Source organism: Cyclobacterium roseum (genome assembly GCF_010119225.1).
GTDB lineage: Bacteria > Bacteroidota > Bacteroidia > Cytophagales > Cyclobacteriaceae > Cyclobacterium > Cyclobacterium roseum.
The window spans coordinates 301,602-322,010 of the sequence record NZ_WNKF01000003.1; the positions used below are offsets into that span (position 1 = coordinate 301,602).

Here is a 20,409-nt window from a genome sequence, read left to right on the forward strand (position 1 = left end):
TTGACAACCATGAAAATTAAATCGGCAATTATCGGATGTTTGTCCTTCCTCGTGGTTGGACTGGCTCAGGCGCAGGATAACTGGAATTGGCCATCTGATCCTCAGATGGAGGACAAGGCCAGAGAATACAATGCAGCCTACAATGATTACATGAAATCAGGAGAGTTTTTAAAAGCCAAAAAACCGCTTCACTGGTTGCTAACGAATGCTCCCGATCTGAACGAGGCACTTTATATCAATGGTGTCAAAGTGTATGAAGGTGCGGCAGAGCAGGCAACTGATGAATCGGAAATCAGCAGTTTTCAGGATTCGGTGTTGACCGTTTATGACCTGAGGAAAGAGCTTTATGATAATGAACCGCGATGGATTGCCAACAAGGCTTATTATGCCTACAAGTTCTACAAAGGGAACAAGGATAAAGTCGATATTGCAACCAAACTTTTTGAGCGCACCATTGAGATTCATGGCAAGCTAGAGCCTTCATCTTTAAATGGGGCCTATTTCGATGCCATTTACCGAAATTTCGCCTACAATAAGGCCTATACGCCGGAAGAAGTGATAAACAAATACGAGTTTATCATGAGCAAGCTGGATGAAGACGAGGCTGCCGGTACCAACGTAGCAACGTCCAAAGCAACCTTGGATCAATTGCTTGCTGCGATGGAAATCATCAACTGCGACTTCATTGAAAATAACATGGGGCCAAAACTGGCTGAAGACCCCACCAATCTTAAGTTGGCGAAACAAATCTTTCAGTATGCAGTGAAGGAAAAGTGTACCAACAGCGATGTATTCCTGCTGGCACTTGAGACGATCGATAACGATAGTCCTACCTTTAGTACCTCTCAGGTAAGGGGCATGCGATACATGCAAAACTCAGAGTACGCCAAGGCTGGTGAATTGTTTGAGAAGGCCTTGACCCTGGCAGAGACAGACGAACAGAAAGCCGAAATCCACTGGGACATGGCAAAAGTGCATGCGAATTTGGGCAGAAAGAGCCAAGCCAGATCCTCTGCCCTGAAAGCAGGCGAATTGAACCCTGAGAGAGAGTCTGATGCACATTCTTTCATTGGCGGATTGATCATGTCTTCTTCCAATGATTGTAGAGGTGGTGAGAGCCGCGTAAAAGATTATTCTATCTTTATCGCCGCATACAACGCATATGCAAAGGCTGGCGATAGTCAGGGAATGGCGCAAGCCAAATCACGATTCCCTTCCAAAGAGGAGCTCTTTACTGAAGGTTATCAGGTAGGCGATACCATTAATACCGGCTGTTGGGTAGGCCAATCCGTAGCGTTGGCCACCAGGGACTGACAAACGAAGCACTCCCAACTCCGAAAAACAGATAATTCCAAGATTAGAGCGAAATTAAAAGGCGGTGTAACTACCGCCTTTTTTAGGTTTAGTTGCGGTTGGAAAAAAAAATTGTTTGCTTGAATATAACCTTTGCTGAATGGCAGCGTCGAAGGATACAGGAATGCAGTACAAAGATGTGCATTCCTCTTAAAATTGTGCGTACCTTTGCATTTGGTTAAATGGTGAGAAGGAAGTTCATGTCTAAAATGTCAGCGGGCAGTAATAAGCAATTCTGTAGCATAAAAGATTCCATCCGGTTTCTTTGCATCTTTTTGGGGATGGCCCTGCTTGCGGGCTTATTGTTTTCCTGTCGGGAGGATCTGGATAAAAGCCAACTGGAGAATTACGAAGGGCCTTACCGGATCAGCCATAACATTGAATTACTGCATAGTGACTCCGCTTTGGTAAGGACCAAGCTAATGGCTGCGAAACAGCTGGAGTATCTGAATCAGGATACGGAGTTTCCGGAGGGAATTCTCATTCATTTTTTCGAAAAGGATGGCACGCTGAGTACTACTATTCGGGCAGACAGGGGATACTATGATCGAAAAAACAACCTTTACCGGGGAGAGGGAGATGTACAGGTAGAGAATCTTCAAAAGGACCAGAAGTTGTCATCAGAAGAATTATTCTGGGATCCGGGAAAGGAAAAAATTTACACGGAGAAGTTTGTGACGGTGGAAGAACCTGATCGAATCATAAAAGGTACCGGCATGGAAGCCGATGAAGGTTTTAATGAGTATACCTTCACCAAAGTAACAGGGACAATTGATAATGCGCTTTAAAACTAAAAAATGAAATTAGCGAGTACCATTTTGTTGTCATTAGCCGCAGCCATGGTGGTGATAGGTGCGCACCTTACCATGAAGGCAGGAATAATGGCATCCTATCCCTTTTTTATGTTTGCCGTGTTGCTCTTGTTCTGGCACATGTATCGAAGAAATCAATCGGAGGAAGAAAGTAAGGAGCAAGAAAAAAAAGGAGGGAAACGAAAAAACAAAAAGTCCAATGGATGATCAGTATTTACTCTTAGTACTGGTAAGCCTGGTTTTTTCCGCCCTGTTTTCAGGGATGGAGATTGCATTTGTTTCTGCCAACCGCCTGCACATCGAGCTGCAAAGCAAACAAGGCAAAATATCCGGAAAGATTTTGGCCACTTTTATTCAGAATCCAGGACAATTTATAGGTACTACCTTGATGGGCAATACCATCAGTCTGGTTCTTTATGGCATTTTCATGGCCTATCTATTGGGGCCTCCGCTAGGGTACCTGTTGCCAGAGGCTTTTAATACGCAGGCTGGGGTAATGATCGTACAGACGGTGGTGTCTACCATAGTGGTGTTGATCACGGCGGAATTTATCCCCAAAAGTATTTTTATTTTGAACCCCAACAGCATGTTGACGGTTTTTTCGTTTCCTTTTGTGATTATTTATTACCTGCTATATCCGGTGGTATGGGTAGTGGTAGGCTTGTCGAAGATAGTCATTACCAAGGTGCTGAAATTGGAATACAATGAGGATAGGCCTGCATTTACCATCACGGACTTGAACAGTTTCATACAAAATTACCTGGATCCCAAAGGCGAGGATGTGGATATTGATGCCAAGATTTTCGACAATGCGGTGGATTTCAAAAAAGTAAGGGTAAGGGAGTGCATGGTTCCCCGAACAGACATCGTGGCGGTAGAAGCGACAGACCCCATCGGAGAATTGAAACAGGTTTTTGTGGAAAGCGGACATTCCAAAATCATCATTTATAAAGAGACCATTGATGATGTAATCGGGTACTGCCATCATCTGGAGCTGTTTAAAAAGCCAAAAGCGATCGAAGATATTTTAACCCCGATAATTATTGTTCCAGAATCTGCTCTGGCTAATGAACTACTGGTTCAATTTATCAAGGACCGAAAAAGCCTCGCCCTGGTGGTGGATGAATTTGGAGGGACCAGTGGAATTGTGAGCATGGAAGATATCATAGAGGAGATCTTTGGAGAGATTGAAGACGAGTATGATAGCGACGATTTGATCGAACAACAGGTTTCCGAAAACGAATACCTTTTAAGTGCCCGACATGAAATTGATTACATCAATGAAAAATACGAATGGAACCTGCCGGAAGGAGAATTCGAAACCCTGGCAGGGTTTATATTATCCCTTACGGAAAGCATTCCTCAAAAAGGAGAGTCGGTAAGTTTTGGGCCTTTTACTTTTACAGTGGTGTCCAAACAGGATCACCGGATAGATACAATCAAAATAAAAATAGAATAAAACCCGTGTAGCAGAAATACTTGATTTATAGATGGGGTAATATTTTGAATTTACCTTTAGATGTAATTATTTTGCGACACTGCAAAAAACAGGAGAATGGCATTAATAAAACAAATTAGACAAAGAACAGGTCTTGCAATCGGAGTGATTGCGGTAGGACTGATTTTCTTTTTGGTGGGAGGAGATATTCTGGGCCCCAATTCAATGATTTTGGGTTCCAGTCGGACCACCGTGGGAGAAATCGCCGGTGAAGACATCTCATATGATGAATATGTTCAGAAAATTGAACAAACCAAGATGAGGTTTCAACAAGAAACCGGCAGAAATCCAAGTGAAAACGAGCTATCTAGCATACGGGAACAAGCCTGGCAGGCACTGATTGTCGAAAAGATCTTCTCCGAGCAATACGAAGAATTGGGAATGGTAATATCCGATGAAGAACTTGTGGATATGGTCCAGGGGAAAAACATTATCGGCGAACTCAGAAGGCAGCTTACCAACCCTGAAACCGGTGAGTTTGACAGGGATCAGTTAATTACCTTCCTTCAATCCCTTCAGGATGCGGACCCACAGCAGCAAATGTTCTGGGCGCAGCAGGAGCAATTGTTTGCAGATTCCCGCTTACGCATCAAATACGACAACATGCTGGCAACTTCCGAATACGCTACCACAGCGGAAGCTAAACTACAGCACAAAATGGCGAATACCATTGCTGATGTGAGGCATATTCAGATACCCTATTATGTGGTTTCGGACTCATTGGTTCAGGTGACGGATTCGGAAATAAGGTCGTATATCAACAGCAATCAGGAAAAATTTCAGGTGGAAGAAAGCAGGGCGATACAGTACGTACGGTTTCCACTAGATCCCAGCCCAGAAGATTCAGCGGCCACGTTGGACCAAATCAACGGTTTGGTGGCAGAACTACGGGAAGCCTCCAATGATTCCGCTTTTGTCATGAGAAATTCCGAGGCTCAAAACCCATTCCAGACCCTAAATCCGGGCGATCCCCTTCCATCCAATTTCACCAATAATGTAGAAGAGCCTGAAGAAGGAGTGGTGTATGGTCCGTTTTTAAGTAATAATTCCAGTTACGTTGCCTATAAAATCAGCGAGCAATTTGAAGGTGATCCGCGTATGAGGGCCAGCCATATCTTGCTAAGTACAGAAGGAATGGAAGGCGCGGCCAAAGAGCAGGTAAGAGCTAGGGCGCAGGAAGTATTGGAAGAGGTGAACGAAACAGGCAATTTTGAAGTAGCGGCATCCCAATACGGGCAGGACGCTACCGCTCAGCGGGGAGGCGATTTGGGTTGGTTTTTTAGAGATGATTTTGTGACCGAGTTTGCAGATGCAGTATTCGATGCCAATTCCGAAGGGGTCATCAATGAGCTGGTGGAAACCGAATACGGGTTTCATATCATTAAGGTCACCGAGATGCCTCAAACGTTAACCCGAAAACTGGCCGTGTTAGAGCGGGAATTATTAGCGAGTGATATTACCAGAAACGATATATTCAGGAATGCAGATTATTTTGCTGCGAATTCTTCCAATCCAACCACCTTTGAGGCTAACGCTGAAAAGGAAGATTACGAGGTGATGGCGGCCAATGGTGTAGGGCCAACAGCGCGTTCCTTAAATAACATGGGCGGTGCGAGAGAGGTCATCCGATGGGCATTTAATGACGCTTCAATTGGTGCAGTTTCTCCTGTTTTTGAATTAGACGATGCCTACGTGGTGGCCTTACTTTCCAACAAAACGGAAGCGGGTGATGGCAGCATTAATGATCCAATCATCAAGGCCCAAGCCAGTCAGGAATTAAGGAACGAGAAAAAGGCTGCCTATATAAAGGAACAAATTGCCGGTGCGGAAAATTTGGAAGCCATAAAAGAAGTATTTCCGGACGCTTCCATAGGAAGCACTCCGGATCTTAGGATGAACGCGAGTGTATTGCCGGGAGTTGGATTTGCCCCCAAGGCAGTAGGTGCCATTTTCGGTCTTCAGGATGCCGGGCAAATGACAGATCCTATTCAGGAAGACATAGGTGTCATCGTGGCAGAACTGAATAGCATCATCCCCGCCTCTGAAATTGCGGATTATACCCGCTATCAAAATGAAATTACAGATAATGCCTCCCAAAGAACGGCCTACATGATCATGATGGCTATGGAGGAATTAGCGGAGGTAAAGGATTATCGGTATAAGTTCTTTTAAATCACTTGTGATACCGTATATAAATCCCATTCCGACTAAGGAATGGGATTTTTTGCTTTTAAGGGATTTAATTTCCCTGAAAAATGGTTGTTAGGATATATGAGTAGTAAATTCAATGCTATTTCCTTCAAGGAAAAACTGGAAAATCAAACCAGTTTCCCGGCCTTGTATATGTTTAAATTTATCGTTCCGAGTGGTAAGGAGGGAGAAGTAGCCGCCCTACTGCCGGGTAACGAGATGAAATTGAAAGTGTCATCGAAAGGCAAATACACCAGCGCCACCATCAAGGCCATGATGCCTGACAGTCAATCCATCATAGATATATATATAAAGGCCGCGGAAATTGAAGGAGTAATCGCATTATAAAAATCAATAATATGTGGAAAGAAGAAGATAGTAAATTAATTCAGACGTTTGAGTTTAAAGATTTTCAGGAGGCCTTTGCTTTTATGACGAGAGTAGCCTTTCTGGCAGAGGCGCATCAACACCATCCCAACTGGAGCAACGTGTACAACAAGGTGCAGATAGAGTTGACGACACACGACAAAGGAAACACCATCACCGAAAAGGATAGAAAATTGGCTAAGGCCATAGATGAAATAAACTAATGGAAGAAAGTACTTCCATTAGTTTGTATTTAGTACCTACGCCTATTGGAAATCTGAAGGATATTACCCTTAGGGCATTGGAAACCCTGCAAGAGGTAGATGTCATTTTAGCAGAAGATACCCGGACATCTGGGAAACTGCTAAAGCACTACGACATCAAACGTCCTTTGGAGAGTTATCATATTCATAACGAACACCAGAGCATTTCCAGGCTGTTGCACAGAATGGGAGAAGGGGTGGTTTTTGCACTTATCACGGATGCCGGTACACCAGGTATTTCTGATCCTGGCTTTCTCTTGGTCAGGGAGGCACTAGCCGCCGATTTAGAAGTCTGTAGCCTTCCCGGAGCGACCGCTATTATCCCTGCACTGGTTAATTCGGGATTGCCAAACGATCGGTTTGTATTTGAGGGTTTTCTTCCTCATAAAAAGGGAAGGAAGACTAGGGTTGAGTCTTTAAAAGAAGAAACCCGTACCATGGTTTTTTATGAATCTCCGTATCGTTTGCTAAAAACCCTGCAACAGTTTTCGGATGTATTTGGCCCGGAGAGACAGGTCTGTGTAAGCCGGGAGTTAACCAAGATTCATGAGGAAAACGTTCGAGGCAGCCTACGGGAAGTAATAACTTATTATACTGAAAATACCCTTAAAGGAGAAATCGTGATCACATTGTCAGGAAAACAATGAAAAGCATGGAATTGGAACGTATTACAGAGCAAGTAGCCAATCTAGCCCGGAAAGCCGGGGCCTTTATCAGGGAGGAAGGGAAGAATTTTAGCCTTGAAAAAGTAGAACAGAAAGGGTTCAATGACCTGGTTTCTTACGTGGATAAGGGAGCGGAGGAAATAATCGTCAAAGGCTTATCAGAAATTTTGCCCGAGGCCGGTTTCATTACGGAGGAAGGTACCAAATCGGATACGGATCAAGAGCTGACCTGGATTGTCGACCCCTTGGATGGAACCACTAATTTCGTTCATGGAATACCGATGTTTGCGGTATCCATAGCACTGGCGCAGGGGACCGATATTTTGTCGGGGGTGGTCTACGAAATTAATTTGGATGAATGCTTTGTTGCGTATAAAGGAGCAGCATCCACCTGCAACGGAAAACCTATCCGGGTTAGCAAGGCAGATCAGCTTGCAGATAGTTTGGTAGCAACCGGCTTTCCCTATAATGACGGGGGTAAGACAGCGAGGTACCTGGAATTGCTTTCTTATTTTCTAAAGAATACCCATGGGCTTAGAAGGCTTGGTTCTGCGGCTGTAGACTTGTGCTACGTTGCCTGTGGAAGGGTGGAGGGTTACCTGGAGTATAACTTGCAGTCCTACGACATTGCGGCGGGTACCTTCATTGTAAAACAAGCCGGTGGAGAAATTAGCGATTTCAGCGGAGGAAATAATTACCTCTTTGGAGGGCAGATATTGGCGAGTAATGCGAAGATTCACAAAGACCTACTCGCAGCAATTGAGTCACATTTTGAACTTTAGGAAGAATTAATTGACCTATTAAATTTGTGATTAACTACAAAAAACATAATTCAAAAAAAATAATTCAGTCTGTGAAAAAAAAATTTGTATTTTCGCTATAATTGATTAGCTTTCAATTATTTAAAGTATTATTCTTTTTGACAACCAAATCACCCAGTCCTTGATTGTATCAAGGTTTAAAAACAAACGGTTGTCAAATTAGTTTCACTGACATAATAACATAGATAAAATGAATATAGGAATTTTAGGAGGCACCAACCTGGCGACCAACTTGGGAAATAAGTTTATCGCGAGAGGAATGGATGTGGTGTTTGGCGTTCGTGAAGGATTCAGTACCCGTAAAGTGGAGTGGAAAATTCTTAAAATGCAAAACCACTACGTGCTCAATTACGCAGACGCTATTTCCGCTTCCGACGTGGTGATTATCTGTTGTGAAAATGAGTTTTTGCCAGTTGTTTGCACCTATTTAAAGGAATATGGGTCGCCCGATAAGTTGTACATCGATAGCACCAACGGAGTGCACGATGAGACCCTGGGCTGTAATACTACCTATATTCGAGAGGAAACCGGACATCAAAAAATATTTAAAGCATTTAATAATTTAGGGTTGGATTATCCCAAATCCGATCCGCTGGAATTAATAAAGGAAACCTACTTTTGTGGAGATAGTCCTAAAGACCGGGTGCTACTCAAGAAATTAATCGAACTCATCGGATTCAAAGCCATCGATGCAGGTCTTATCAAAAATGCTTGTCTACTGGAGGCAGTATACCATTTAAGTAAGGAAATCTCTATGGCCAAATCAGGTGACTGTCATTTTCGGTTAATGTCAGTCTAACCCTTTGCCTGGAAAGTGATTTTTTTACTCTTATTGTATCATTTTTATTGCAACCGTTAATCGGTATCGTTTTTGCAACCATATTATATAGCTGCTAGTTACGGATTCCCGTATACATAGACAGTACCCTTTTATTCTAATTTTTAAGATTGATAATACCATGAGAAAAATCTTATTTGTCGGCTTTGCTTTATTTGCCTTTGTGCTTTTGGCACTGGCAGCGGTTCCTTTTTTCTTCAAAGACAAGATTTTTGATAGTTTAGATAAGGAACTAGCCAATGCAGTGAATGCCCAGGTATATTACGACCGGGATGAAATCGGCTTAAGTGTTTTCCGAAGTTTCCCACAGTTATCTGCTACCATGGGTGATTTTGGGGTCAGGGGAAACCCTCCTTTTCAAGGGGATACCCTGATCCATGTGGGATACCTGCAGGTAGATATAGATATCTGGTCTGTATTGTTTGATGATAATCCCAGTTTGAAAGGCGTTCATTTGGAAGACGGGCAGATCTATGTGAAAGTGATGGAAGATGGACAGGCCAATTACGATATCGCCAAAGCGGTAGAAGAGGAAGTCGATCAACCGGATCCGGACTCATCATCGTTTCAGCTGGGGGTGGATTTTATCGAGGTAAATAACCTGGACCTGATTTACGATGATCGTTCACTGGATTATTTGATGGTGCTTTCCGACATGAACCTGCAAGGGAGCGGTGATCTGACCCTGGATGTTTATGACTTGATGGTAAGAGGAGACGCACAGGTGGTAAACGTTACCTATGAGGGAGTGGAGTACCTTTCAAATAAGCTCCTTACTCTGGATTCAAAAGTCAATGTGGATCTTGAAAAAATGCGTTTTGCTGCGAATGATGCCTTTCTAAAATTAAACGAATTTGGCTTTGAAATAGAGGGTTACCTGGCAATGCCGGAAGAAGACATAGAAATGGATTTGGCCTTTTCCGGCGAAAACAATGATTTTAAGAGTGTTTTATCGCTGGTTCCGGGAATTTACTCTGATTCTTTTGATAACCTGACTACTTCAGGACAGATGGATTTTTCAGGTAGTGTCAATGGCCTGTATAACGAGACCAGTTTTCCAGGATTTCAATTTGCACTTTTGGTAGACGATGGCATGTTCCAATTTCCGGACTTGCCAAGACCCGTTCAGCATGTCAATCTGGACTTAAAAGTATCCAACAGTAGCGGAAATTTGGACCTGACCACCATTGATCTATCCCAATTTTCGCTCGAATTTGGAAATCAACCTGTTTTGGGCCGCTTCTATTTAAAGGACCTGGTGAGTTACGAAATGGATGCCGGACTCAAAGGAAATATCAACCTGTTGGAACTCACCTCTATTTTTCCTCTGGAGGGACTTGAACTCAAAGGAAAACTTTCACTGGACATGAGTGCGAAGGGCAGGTACGATAGTGCGGCGCAGATTATTCCCACTATCAATGCGCAAGTCGGACTGGATGACGGATATATAAAGACCAGCGAATACCCAGCGCCCATAGAACAGATTAATTTCCGGGCAGAGGCCTCAAATTCCACCGGGCGCATGCGCGATTTGAGTCTGGATGTGCCTTCTTTTGGCTTTAAACTGGAGGAAGAGACGGTTACGGGAAGTTTGCAGGTATCAGATCTGGAGGATTTAAATTACAATTTTTCCTTGCATGGAGCAGTGGATCTGGCCAAAATGGCTTCGGTATTACCCATGGAGAACACCCTACTGGAGGGCAGGATTCAAGCCGATATTGATGCAAAGGGGAGTTACGATGCCATAAAGACTAACCGTTTTGCTCAGTTGGAAACCAGTGGAGAAATGCAGGTTAACGATTTTTATTTTGCCGATAAAGATTATCCTCAGGGAGTCCGGATACACGAGGCACGTAGCAATTTCAGTCCACAATCCATCAATTTGACCAAATTTGACGCTCGATTGGGGGAAAGCCCCGTCCAGGCCAGCGGTTCGCTTTCGGATTACATGGCATATCTGCTTGGAGACGAAGCAGAAAGTCTGAAAGGAAATCTTGATATCTACTCCAGTAATTTCAACGTCAACGAATGGATGACCTCCTCAGAAAGTCCGGAAGAGGATACGACTTCATTGGAGGTGGTAGCTTTGCCAGAGGATATTGACTTTACCATGAGAGTAAAGGCAGACCGGATTATTTATGACAACCTGTCCCTGGCAGATGCCAGTGGTGTAGTACGTCTAAAGGATGGTGTGCTGAATCTGGAAGGGTTTAAGACCAATACATTAGGAGGCTCCCTTGGTTTTGACGGCAGCTACAATGCCACGGATATTACCCACCCTACATTTGACATGCAGTTGGATATTTCCGGTCTGGGTATTCAGGAGGCGTTTCAATCATTTGTTACGGTCAAGGCGTTTGCTCCAGTGGCCCAGCATGTGGTTGGAAACTTTTCGACAAGCTTTTCTTTTTCCGGATTGCTCGGACAAGACATGATGCCGGTTTTGTCAAGTTTGGATGGAAAGGGGCTCATAGAAGTTACTGAAACAGCCGTTAGAGACAGTCCGTTGATACAGGGCATTGTCAACTTGACGAAGCTAAACGATGCTTCTTCCCTTCGATTGAAACCCTTGAATATCGGTGCTGAAATTGTCGACGGCATGTTAAACGTGGCCCCTTTTGAATTGCAGTTGTGGGATTATCCTACTACTATTCAGGGTAGCACCGGCTTTGATGGCCGGATTAATTACCTGGTTTCCGTGGATGTGCCGGCAAGTAAATTTGGCTCCCAGGTGAATAGCCTGGTGGCCGGTATCGCCGGAACAGATCTTTCCTCTACGACCATTCCTTTGGCTATTAATGTTGGCGGTACGTATGGGAGCCCGAACATTTCCCTTGCAAACTCAGAAAGTCTGGATAGTTATATTTCGAATGCGCTTAAAAGTCGCCTGTCAGGTGAAAAAGAGAATGCGAAGGAGAAAATCGCCGCTGATTTCAAGGCAAGGGAAGATAGCCTGAAACAAGAGGTCAAGCAAAAGGCAGAGGTAGCCCGGGATAGTGTGGAAAAAGAGGCGACCAAATTGGTCGATGAAACCAAAGAAAAAGCTGTGGATGAGGTGAAAAACTTGCTAAGGGGCTTTACAAATAGGAAAAAGCCTACAGAAGAGCCTAAACCGGATCCTGAGTAAAATCAGCGAATCAACTCCAGCAAGTAATACCAACCCGTCAAGGTAAGAAAAGATAAAGGGATTCCGATACCTACCAGCAGCGAGGCGAGCTTTGGTCGTAGGTTATAGTTGGTAGCGATAATAGAAGAAGTGATCATGGGGGCCATGGCGGCCTCCATCACACTCACTTTAAAAATCAGATTCTGTTCTGGCTCAAGACTTAGTATCCAGTGATATACCAAAAAGATAACGAACGGGATCAAAAGCAACTTATGGATTAAACCAATCCATAGAAAATTGTCTTTAATATCCTTGAGTTTTATTTTGATCTGCAGCCCCACGGCAATTAGGGCAATAGGGGTGAGGGTTCCGGCAAAACTTTCCAGAATATCCTGCACGACACCGCGGATTTCTACCTGAAAAACGTTGAGCAATAGGGACAGAATGAAAAACAGGAACGGCGGAAATAGCAACATCCTTTTAGAAATATCCCTTTTACGCATTTTTTCCGCTCCGTAGAGAGAAGCCACAATGATTGCCAGGCTGCTGACTACTAAAAAAGATCCTGGCTGATCCACCAATACAGCTATTTTCAGTCCTTCCGCTCCGTATATAGCCTCGATGATAGGGTAGCCAACGAAGCCCGTATTGGATAGTCCTCCACAAATAATAAGACAACCAATGGTGTTTCTCTTCCATCCCAGTTTTTTACCGAGGTATCCAAACAACACCCAGCTTAGCGAAAACACGATCCAGGCCACAGAAATGGGCAAAAGCAAGGAAGGGCTTAAATTAAGTTTGGAAATATACAAGAGCGATACAGCAGGCAAAACCACATAAATGAGGTAGGCATTGAGCGCCTTGGGTGCTTCGGTTGGAAATTCTTTTATTCTCTGTAGGAAGATGCCGACAAGAATGGAAGTAATGACAAGTAGTATATTGGACATGGGATTAACTTGAGAGCAAAGTTACGGAATTTATGGGCGTGTAGTGAACGTGAACCTGCCTAAAGATATCCAAAATGGGCACGTTTTTGGGAGAAATATTCCTCCAGTTGGGGGTACAGGTTGCTTTCCGCCATCGGAATTCCGGAGAGTGTTTGGTTGATATTTCCTATTTCCGTTTCCGGATCTACTTCCAGGGATTCTACCAGAAGGATGAGCTCCTGCAAGGCAAGGGGCTCCTTACTCGCTACCGGTTTGGTAGCGTATTCATTACCATAAAAATCAACAATTTCGAAAAAAATTTCGCCGTCCAATGCCGTGGCAAAAATGCAAATCTCTTCTCCCCATTGGCTTTCGGGGTAGGTCAGCTTGACGAGGAGGGAACTTGCTCCAGTCCCGTTGAAGTACGTTTCAGGTCTGTAATCAAAATCCATCGCTCGCAAATATAAGCGATTATAATCCCATTTCGAAATCAGGAATCGATTCAGTACATTTGTTAGACAAGACTAATTAAATTATGAGACATATCTTTTAATTCAGTTGGTGACGGAGTAAATATTGTTTAATTTTGTTTTTAATCGAACGCTGGTTCTTGAAGTCTTTCCGAAACATAGTGCCCTTTGTAAGCTACGGCTTACTGGTATTGGTCATCCTGATGCAGGTCAACAGCGTGGTTTTTTACCATGAGCACGACCTGGAATCCGGGGAGACTATCCGGCATGCACACCCGTTTCTTTCTGAAGAGGAGGAACAAAATCGGGATCATTCGGAAAATGAGATCCTTTTATTGGATATGGTTACCCATGTTCACTATTTTTTACCGGAGGTGTTGGGGTTTATTTCCGGAATTCAGGAAGTATACGAAGTTCCCCGGCCCTTTTTACTTACAGAAAGCCCCGGCATCCAATTTCGGGAAATTTTATCGTTACGGGGCCCCCCTGTCATTGTTTAATTCTTTTCCCCAAAAGCTGATTTTCAAGCAAGGGGCCACTTATTAACAATCTTTTTCTATTGCCGCTTGGTTGCCGCATTGAAAGGGGTTGCTTCTTCACTATATTAATACGATTTTTATGAAATACGTCATAACCCTGGGATTATTCCTACTGGTTTCCATTTCCTTTGTCCAGGGGCAGAACCTATCTTTATCAGGCAGCGTTCGGGATGCCAGCACTGCCGAACCATTAATTGGAGTGACCATTTTTGTACCGGAATTGGGCAGGGGCACTGTCTCTGATAACCAAGGCCTTTTTGCTATGGAAGGCCTTCCTGCACGGAACCTTACGATTCAATTTTCCTATATTGGATACGCTACAGCGCTTAAAAAGATCAATCCTTCGGAGCAAGGCAGACTTGATGTCCATTTAACCTCCGCCACCGCTTCGGTGGACGAGGTGGTGGTTTCCGCTGCCTATGTAATGAGTAAAGAGCGTTCTCCCATTTCTATCGAAAAAATAGACCGGCAATCCATATTGAGAAACCCTTCTCCCAGTCTCATGACAGCCCTGGCAAAAACACCAGGTGTAAGTGAGGTATCGCTGGGGCCGGGGATCAGTAAGCCGGTGATCCGGGGGCTTTCTTTTAGCCGGGTTTTGTCTGTATATCAGGGTGCGCGATTTGAAAATCAGCAATGGGGAGCAGACCACGGGCTGGGGCTTACCGAAACCGGCCTTTCCGGAATCGAAATCATCAAGGGGCCAGCTTCCATTATCTACGGTTCCGGGGCCATGGCAGGCGTGGTCAACCTGATCGAGGAGGCCGACGCACAGGCAGGAGAGGTTTCGGGTGACTTGAACCTACGCATGTACAGCAATTCCCTGGGGAGGAGATTGGATGCGGGTGTAAAAGGAGCCGGTCAGCAAGGATTTTTCTGGTCTCTGAGAGGTGCTTCCGAATCTCATGCAGACTACCTGGACGGGTCGGGAAGTCCCGTTGGAAACACCCGTTTTCAAACCCAAAATATGAAAGCAGGGATGGGCCTTCGAAAGGGCTGGGGAGACACCCGGATTCGCTATACCTTTCTGAAACAAAAATTAGGGATTTTGGATGAAACCAATCAGGAGCTATTGGTAACCAGCCGAAACGACCGAGTGCTTCAGTTGCCGTTCCAGGATGTAACGGACCATTTTTTAAATTCGGAGAGTAACGTGTTTTTGGGGGATGATAAACTAAAAGCAACTTTTGGTTACCACTGGAATTTTAGGGAGGAGACGGAAGACGAATTCAACCAAGTTGACTTGGGATTACAGCAATCGAATTTTATGTATGACATCAAATATTACAAATCCGTTTGGGAGCAAACCGAGTTAATTTTCGGATTGCAGGGTTTTTATTTGAACACGGTAAATTACGAAAATGCAGCAGAAATATTAATTCCCGATGCGACCAAGGATGACCGTTCCTTGTATGCGCTGTTCAATTACTCGAATCCGGAATGGGTGGTACAGGGAGGAATAAGGTATGATTACCGAAAGGTGACGGCAGATGCCAGCGGCCAAAACTTTCTGGATTATGGTTTTGAGCTGGAAGGTTCCCCGGAAAGCAGGACGCTTAGCAGGTCTTTTGATGGGATGACCGGGAGTGCCGGAGCCACTTTCAGGCCCTCCGAAAACTGGCGATTCAGGCTAAACGTCGCATCCGGATTCAGAGCACCAGATCTGGCCGAATTGTACTCAAACGGACCGCATCCCGGGACGGCCAGGTTTGAGCAGGGAAGTGCTGATTTTGTCAGGGAACAAAACATCCAGTCGGACCTGGGGCTGCGCTACCGGCAGGCCGATTTCGCCATTTCAGTTGAAGGGTTTTATAACCGGGTCAATAATTATATTTATTTTTCTCCCACCGATGAGCAGATGGGAAACCTGACGATTTGGAGGTTTGAGCAGGACAATGCCGGCCTTTACGGGGGAGAGGCGTTGCTTGACATTCATCCTTCGGGAATGCCCTGGGTTTCTGGGAGCACTTCTTACAGTATGGTTATAGGGAAACGAAGATCGGACCAGAGCTATCTTCCCTATATTCCTGCCTTTCGATGGAATCAGGACCTTACCTTTACCTTAAACGAGTTAGGTGAATTAAAACGGCCTTATCTGAACCTGACAGGAAGTCTCGTATTGGATCAAAACAGGCCCGCATTACTGGAAGAATCCACCCCGGGTTACTTTATCATGGGGCTTCATCTTGGAAGTGAATTTACCCTATGGCAACAGGAATTGAATGCCTCCTTATCTGCCAATAATTTGTTGAATGTGCACTACCTGGACCACATGTCTCTTTACCGTCCATTCGGCGTCAGGCAGTTAGGTAGAAATATTTCACTTAGCCTTCAGTTTAAATTTTGATCATAGAAACTGGATTTTAGAACGGGCATCTCAATAGAAGACCAAGCCCGATTTTTCTTGAACATATGGTCAATCAATTTGAAAAGACAATTGGATTATACATAGTTTAGGAGTAATTTTGGCATTCGAAATTGAAATCAACCGGATTGCTACTTTCAAGTTTTCCTTTCAGAGAGGAATGGGAGTAAAGCAATATGACTGGATCACCACATGAAACGAGACCAATTAGTATTTGACCTGATCGCCAGGGAAGAGGACCGACAAAAGAGAGGAATAGAGCTAATCGCTTCAGAGAACTTCACCAGCAAACAAGTCATGGAGGCGGCTGGCAGTGTACTCACCAATAAATATGCAGAAGGCTTACCGAAAAAACGGTATTATGGCGGCTGTGAAGTGGTGGATGAAATTGAGCAGATTGCCATCGACCGGGCCAAAGAGCTTTTTGGTGCTTCCTGGGCGAATGTGCAACCCCACTCGGGCGCACAAGCAAATGCTGCCGTGTTTTTAGCCTGCCTGAATGCTGGAGATGCGATTTTGGGTTTTGACCTTTCTCATGGAGGACACCTGACCCACGGTTCTCCGGTCAATTTTTCCGGAAAACTTTACGACCCTCATTTTTACGGGGTAGAAGAAGCTACCGGAGTAATCGACTATGATAAGGTGGAGGAAAAAGCGGTTGCCGTGAACCCCAAACTACTGATCTGTGGGGCCTCGGCCTATAGCAGGGATTGGGATTACGAAAGACTTCGGCAGATCGCTGACCGGGTAGGAGCGATTTTACTCGCAGATATATCCCATCCCTCTGGCTTGATAGCCCGGGGATTGCTAAAGGATCCGTTGGAGTTTTGTCATGTGGTGACCACCACCACCCATAAGACCTTGCGAGGACCCCGTGGAGGACTGATCTTGATGCGGGAAGATTTTGATAATCCTTTTGGCATCAAAAAACCCAAAGGAGAACTTCGCAAAATGTCTTCCTTGCTGGATTCAGGAGTCTTTCCGGGAACACAGGGAGGCCCTTTGGAGCACATCATTGCCGCTAAAGCCATCGCCTTTCAGGAGGCGCTTACAGATGAGTATATGGATTATGTGGTGCAGGTAAAGAAAAACGCCTCCGTAATGGCCGAGGCGTTTGTAGCAAAAGGGTACCAATTGATTTCAGGAGGTACGGACAATCATTTGATGCTAATTGACTTGCGAAACAAGGAATTAACGGGTAAAATCGCCGAGGAAACCCTTGGAAAAGTGGATATTACCATCAATAAAAACATGGTTCCTTTTGATACAAAATCACCCTTTGTAACTTCCGGAATGCGAATTGGGACGGCAGCGGTGACAACCCGTGGACTCAAGGAGCAGGATATGAAAAAGATTGTCGAGTTGATAGATCGCTCCCTGATTCATCACGGGCAAGACGATCAACTGGCGACAATCAAGGCTGAAGTAAACGAGTGGATGGTTCAATTTCCCTTATACTAAAAAATAAACCTACGTGGCACTGGATCAATATAACGAAGAAGAGGAAGAAGATAATGGCATGTCCTTCCTGGACCATTTGGAGCAACTGAGGTGGCACCTATTGCGATCTATATCCGCCATCTTGGTATTTATGGTACTTGCTTTCCTGGCCAAAGGCTTTGTTTTTGGGCAGGTGATCCTCGGCCCCTCCAAGATAGACTTTGTTACCTACCGGGTTCTTTGCCAGTTATCAGATTTCTTTTCTCTTCCTGCGCTGTGTATCGAAAAGCTGCCTTTTATCATTCAAAGTCGGCAGATGACAGGTCAGTTTTCCATGCACATCACATCCAGTTTGGTGATTGGATTGATTGCGGCCTTTCCTTATGTTTTCTGGGAAGTGTGGCGGTTTATCAGTCCTGGACTGTACGCTAAGGAAAAAAACGCAGCCCGCGGTGCCGTGTTTTTTGTAAGTTTACTCTTCTTTTTGGGAGCAAGTTTTGGGTATTACATTCTGTCACCACTTTCGATTAATTTCTTATCTAACTACCAGTTAGATCCCTCCATTGCGAATGAATTTGACATTACTTCTTACGTGTCCACCTTGTCCATGTTAGTATTGGCTTCAGCCGTAATGTTTCAATTGCCCATAGTCATTTATTTTCTTACCCAGGCAGGCCTGGTTTCATCGTTGATGTTAAAAACCTACCGGAGACATGCCATCGTGGTCATATTAGTATTGTCTGCGCTCATTACGCCACCGGACGTGATTAGTCAAATACTTATTGCGATGCCTATATTGGTGCTTTATGAAGCAGGAATAATCATTGCCAAAAGGCTAGAGAGAAAGCGCAGGGAAGAAGAATTAGAAAACGGATTTTAACCTACCCAGTAATGGCTAAAAAAATTGCGATCGGCGGAGATCATGCAGGCTTTGACTACAAAGAAAGATTGATAGGGATATTAAAAAAGGAAGGGTATGAGGTCCGGGATTTTGGGCCCTATACCGATGCCTCGGTAGATTATCCGGACTATATCCATCCCTTGTGCGAAGCGGTGGAGGCGGGTGAATTCAAGCAGGGTGTCCTTTTGTGCGGTAGTGGAAATGGGGTTGCCATTACGGCAAATAAGCATCAGGGTATTCGTGCCGCTATCTGTTGGAATGAGGAGCTGGCTGCGCTGGCCCGGCAGCATAATGATGCCAACCTGATTTCCATACCCTCTCGCTTTGTGTCTTTCGAATTGGTCGAAAAGATGGTTTTTCGGTTTCTTAACACCGAATTCGAAGGGGGGCGGCATGCTCGCAGAGTGAACAAAATACCTTGTTAAAATTGTCTTAAGGGGGACCAGGAAGTGCTTTTATAAAGCAAGTCAATTACTGATTTTCCGGATGACTCCATCCTTTTCGGGACGGTACAATGTTTCTAAGGAAGGGATATTCCTTGACCATTCCAGGTATAACCCTTCCTCGTCGATGATGACATCGGGAGATTCTTTCTGGAGGTCACTTAAAAATTTCATTTTTCGTTCCATGGCATTCATTTGCTCAAAATAGACCCGGGTCAGCCTGAAATTTAAATAAGGATTAGCGGTCCCGGTGCGGGTGTATTTTTCGAGGTTTTCTCCCAGAACCATGATTTTCTCCGAAGCGGGTATTCCAGATAATACTTCCTGGCGAACCACATAGGTGTCAAAAGAAGGTGATTCGATTTGATAAAATACCCAACTGTATCCAATAAGCGGAAGAAGGATCAGGTAGCCATAAATCAAGGTTTGCTGCAACATGCGCTTGTTGCTCAGGTTGAATAAGTGTGTGGTAAAGTAAGCCAGTGCGGGTAGCATGGCCAGAAACTGATAGGGACTGACGCGGTCCACCAAGAAAAAAGAAGCCAGGTTCACCAAAAGAAAAACCAGCAATAATTGATTCTGTTTTTGTTGTGTAACATTCATCCGGCGAAGGAGGTTGTTTTTAAAATACCCAAAAATGGCCAGTAAAACCGGGAAGGAAAAAATAAATAGCAGGTCGCTGAGCGAAACGTGTTGGACCGGCACGGCTTGAAAGCTCAGAAACAGATAGAGGGTGATAAATTCAGATAAGCCCTCCTGCATAAAAAAGAAAACAGCGCAAAAAGACAGCGGCAACAGGTAGGCCGTAAGTAAAAGGCATAACTGTTGGATAGAAAAACCGATGATCAGCACGGCAGCTAAAATCAGAAAGGGAAGGAAGACCAGGTAAGCAAAGTGGAAACAAAAGGCCACCCCCGCACAAAAACCCATCAGGAGAATAGCAGGGACAGTATTGGCATTGATAGTGGTTTGCTGCAATAGATGGCCGAGCGCCAATAATACAAAAGTACTCCCCATTAAGGCTGGCGAAAGGGTCATAAAATCAAAGGAAAGCTGAAATAAAATGGTCATAACGAATGCCGGAATGAAGTTCGACTCCTCGTAGGCATTTATTTTTATCAACAATTCGTTGGTGTAATAGATCTGAAATAGGATGATCAAAAAGGAAATTACCCGGAAGGAAACCAGCGAGTTGGCGGCCAATAGGTGGTTTAACCAGTAAACCGAAACCGAAAATGGCCCGGTCCCGTCTATGGTATCGACATACGGAAGGTTTCCGGAAGCTGCCCGCTCACCAATCATTTGCCAAAGCAATTCTGGCTGGGTAAGGGGTATGTCCATTAAAAAATAAGGGATACGAAAAACCAGTAGGAGAAAAAGGATTCCTACCATTCGTAGAGGGTCATTAATTTT

General features: G+C 44.5%; 19 protein-coding genes. 16 read left to right on the plus strand and 3 right to left on the minus strand.

What is annotated here, in order from left to right; all coding sequences use genetic code 11:
- Positions 1-9 precede the first annotated feature (9 nt).
- From GJQ68_RS06300 to GJQ68_RS06350, 11 genes are all read left to right on the plus strand, one after another.
- Positions 10-1,314, plus strand: a complete 1,305-nt coding sequence (locus GJQ68_RS06300; protein WP_202927890.1) for a hypothetical protein — start codon at positions 10-12, stop codon at positions 1,312-1,314.
- Between the two features lie 239 nt (positions 1,315-1,553).
- Complete coding sequence (lptC, locus tag GJQ68_RS06305; protein WP_262888100.1) at positions 1,554-2,141, plus strand: LPS export ABC transporter periplasmic protein LptC; 588 nt, start codon at positions 1,554-1,556, stop codon at positions 2,139-2,141.
- A gap of 9 nt (positions 2,142-2,150) precedes the next feature.
- Entirely contained in the window at positions 2,151-2,372 is a 222-nt protein-coding gene (locus tag GJQ68_RS06310; RefSeq protein WP_162416454.1) for a hypothetical protein, read from the plus strand.
- Positions 2,365-3,624 carry a hemolysin family protein gene (locus GJQ68_RS06315; RefSeq protein WP_162416455.1) on the plus strand — a complete coding sequence of 420 codons (1,260 nt, stop codon included), beginning with the start codon at positions 2,365-2,367 and terminating at the stop codon, positions 3,622-3,624. The genes GJQ68_RS06310 and GJQ68_RS06315 overlap by 8 nt, the downstream gene beginning before the upstream one ends.
- Positions 3,625-3,720: 96 nt before the next feature.
- A complete protein-coding gene (locus GJQ68_RS06320; RefSeq protein ID WP_162416456.1) occupies positions 3,721-5,835 on the plus strand; it encodes a SurA N-terminal domain-containing protein in 2,115 nt (704 codons plus the stop codon).
- 99 nt (positions 5,836-5,934) lie between these two features.
- Positions 5,935-6,201 carry a DUF493 family protein gene (locus GJQ68_RS06325; protein WP_162416457.1) on the plus strand — a complete coding sequence of 89 codons (267 nt, stop codon included), beginning with the start codon at positions 5,935-5,937 and terminating at the stop codon, positions 6,199-6,201.
- A gap of 11 nt (positions 6,202-6,212) precedes the next feature.
- Positions 6,213-6,443: a 4a-hydroxytetrahydrobiopterin dehydratase gene (locus tag GJQ68_RS06330; RefSeq protein WP_162416458.1), complete on the plus strand. Its 231-nt coding sequence runs from the start codon at positions 6,213-6,215 to the stop codon at positions 6,441-6,443.
- A complete protein-coding gene (gene rsmI, locus GJQ68_RS06335) occupies positions 6,443-7,129 on the plus strand; it encodes a 16S rRNA (cytidine(1402)-2'-O)-methyltransferase (protein ID WP_162416459.1) in 687 nt (228 codons plus the stop codon). The genes GJQ68_RS06330 and rsmI overlap by 1 nt, the downstream gene beginning before the upstream one ends.
- 5 nt (positions 7,130-7,134) lie before the next feature.
- Entirely contained in the window at positions 7,135-7,929 is a 795-nt protein-coding gene (locus GJQ68_RS06340; RefSeq protein WP_162416460.1) for an inositol monophosphatase family protein, read from the plus strand.
- A 229-nt stretch (positions 7,930-8,158) separates the two neighbouring features.
- On the plus strand, positions 8,159-8,767 hold the full coding sequence (locus GJQ68_RS06345; protein ID WP_162416461.1) for an NADPH-dependent F420 reductase: 609 nt from the start codon (positions 8,159-8,161) through the stop codon (positions 8,765-8,767).
- 160 nt (positions 8,768-8,927) lie between these two features.
- Positions 8,928-11,933 carry an AsmA-like C-terminal region-containing protein gene (locus GJQ68_RS06350; RefSeq protein WP_162416462.1) on the plus strand — a complete coding sequence of 1,002 codons (3,006 nt, stop codon included), beginning with the start codon at positions 8,928-8,930 and terminating at the stop codon, positions 11,931-11,933.
- A 2-nt stretch (positions 11,934-11,935) separates the two neighbouring features.
- On the opposite strand, the gene GJQ68_RS06355 is transcribed toward GJQ68_RS06350, so the two are convergent.
- A complete protein-coding gene (locus GJQ68_RS06355) occupies positions 11,936-12,859 on the minus strand; it encodes an AEC family transporter (RefSeq protein ID WP_162416463.1) in 924 nt (307 codons plus the stop codon).
- A gap of 59 nt (positions 12,860-12,918) precedes the next feature.
- Positions 12,919-13,290 carry a UDP-glucuronosyltransferase gene (locus tag GJQ68_RS06360; RefSeq protein ID WP_162416464.1) on the minus strand — a complete coding sequence of 124 codons (372 nt, stop codon included), beginning with the start codon at positions 13,288-13,290 and terminating at the stop codon, positions 12,919-12,921.
- A 158-nt stretch (positions 13,291-13,448) separates the two neighbouring features.
- Between GJQ68_RS06360 and GJQ68_RS06365 the strand changes: the two genes are divergently transcribed.
- From GJQ68_RS06365 to rpiB, 5 genes are all read left to right on the plus strand, one after another.
- On the plus strand, positions 13,449-13,808 hold the full coding sequence (locus GJQ68_RS06365; RefSeq protein ID WP_162416465.1) for a hypothetical protein: 360 nt from the start codon (positions 13,449-13,451) through the stop codon (positions 13,806-13,808).
- Positions 13,809-13,926: 118 nt separating this feature from the next.
- A complete protein-coding gene (locus GJQ68_RS06370) occupies positions 13,927-16,194 on the plus strand; it encodes a TonB-dependent receptor (RefSeq protein ID WP_162416466.1) in 2,268 nt (755 codons plus the stop codon).
- Between the two features lie 210 nt (positions 16,195-16,404).
- Positions 16,405-17,673: a serine hydroxymethyltransferase gene (locus GJQ68_RS06375; protein WP_162416467.1), complete on the plus strand. Its 1,269-nt coding sequence runs from the start codon at positions 16,405-16,407 to the stop codon at positions 17,671-17,673.
- 13 nt (positions 17,674-17,686) lie between these two features.
- Positions 17,687-18,532: a twin-arginine translocase subunit TatC gene (gene tatC, locus GJQ68_RS06380; RefSeq protein ID WP_162416468.1), complete on the plus strand. Its 846-nt coding sequence runs from the start codon at positions 17,687-17,689 to the stop codon at positions 18,530-18,532.
- An 11-nt stretch (positions 18,533-18,543) separates the two neighbouring features.
- Positions 18,544-18,978 carry a ribose 5-phosphate isomerase B gene (gene rpiB, locus GJQ68_RS06385; RefSeq protein WP_162416469.1) on the plus strand — a complete coding sequence of 145 codons (435 nt, stop codon included), beginning with the start codon at positions 18,544-18,546 and terminating at the stop codon, positions 18,976-18,978.
- A 42-nt stretch (positions 18,979-19,020) separates the two neighbouring features.
- Here the strand turns inward: rpiB and GJQ68_RS06390 are convergent, their stop codons facing one another.
- On the minus strand, positions 19,021-20,388 hold the full coding sequence (locus tag GJQ68_RS06390; RefSeq protein WP_162416470.1) for a hypothetical protein: 1,368 nt from the start codon (positions 20,386-20,388) through the stop codon (positions 19,021-19,023).
- Between the last annotated feature and the right edge of the window lie 21 nt (positions 20,389-20,409).